Raw genomic sequence first — 1,129 nt, 5'->3', positions numbered from 1 at the left:
CATTCCTTAGGCTATTTAATATAATCCTTACGTTCTAATAAAGTTACATCTGTTTGGGTCGTTAATAATTTTTCAACTTTATAAATATCATCTAAATAATTAGTAATGACCCTTATACCGGCAATATCATAAATATTCTTCTGAATACTTTCAGCAGTCAAAGCATATCCCTTACGCTCAGCTTTTTGTAAAAGACTTTGCATATCTTTCATTCTAGATTCCATATGGTGAATGGGATTATAATCATAATTCACTTGAAACTCTGAATCCAAATTTTCTAGCTTTGTACTGATCTCTTTTTGTCCAGCTTGATAAAGTTGAAATATTTTGATCATTTTAGAAAGTTCATCTATTTCAGGACGTTTTTCCAAACCTCCTAATTGTGATTGTAATTTCTTTAAATTTACGACATTTTGTCTTTCTAATATCATATGCTCTTCCTTTAAATTATTATCAAAAAAGACAGCCAATTATGGTTGTCTCCATTCTATACTTATTCAGTCTAAATATATAATTCAGTTTCAGCTGGTTTAGTCTTACCAATAACTTCACCATTATGAACTGACAACAATACCGCTGCATGTTTATTCAAAGCATCATAGAAGTTATGAGCATCTAGTAATACGAAATTAGCTGGCTTCCCAACTTCGATTCCGTACTGATTTTGAACATGCATGACTTTAGCACTATTGGTTGTAATAAATTTGTAGGAATCCATAATCTGCTGATGTCCCATCATTTGAGTAGCATGCAATCCTTCAGTTAAAACATCGAACATATTACCATTTCCCATTGGATACCATGGGTCCTTGATATCATCTTCACCAAAGGCAACATTGATACCATTTTCATCTAGTTCCTTAACACGTGTTAATCCACGACGCTTAGGATAAGTATCGAAACGACCACCTAGATACATATTAACTAATGGGTTAGAAATAAAGTTCATATCAGACATCTTCAACAAGCGCATCAACTTGTACATATAAGCATCATTATATGAGCCCATAGCAGTTGTATGTGAGGCTGTAACTCGATCTCCCATGCCACTTTCATATGCTAAGGTAGCTAACGTTTCCAAACTTCTCGAACTAGGATCGTCGATTTCATCAGTATGTGCATCAAACAA

2 protein-coding genes are annotated in these 1,129 nt (G+C 33.6%); both read right to left on the bottom strand.

Features of this window, described 5'->3' with window-relative positions:
- Positions 1–11 precede the first annotated feature (11 nt).
- Positions 12–470 carry a GTP pyrophosphokinase gene (locus tag FHL06_RS13825; RefSeq protein WP_238334065.1) on the bottom strand — a complete coding sequence of 153 codons (459 nt, stop codon included), beginning with the start codon at positions 468–470 and terminating at the stop codon, positions 12–14.
- Positions 471–502: 32 nt separating this feature from the next.
- A partial coding sequence (locus FHL06_RS13820; RefSeq protein ID WP_153387230.1) for an amidohydrolase family protein occupies positions 503–1,129 on the bottom strand: 627 nt, incomplete at its 5' end.

This window comes from Companilactobacillus halodurans, from assembly GCF_009600985.1.
GTDB classification, from domain to species: Bacteria; Bacillota; Bacilli; order Lactobacillales; family Lactobacillaceae; genus Companilactobacillus; species Companilactobacillus halodurans.
Note: the sequence above shows the minus strand (reverse complement) of the source record. Positions and strands in the feature narration are given on the sequence as shown.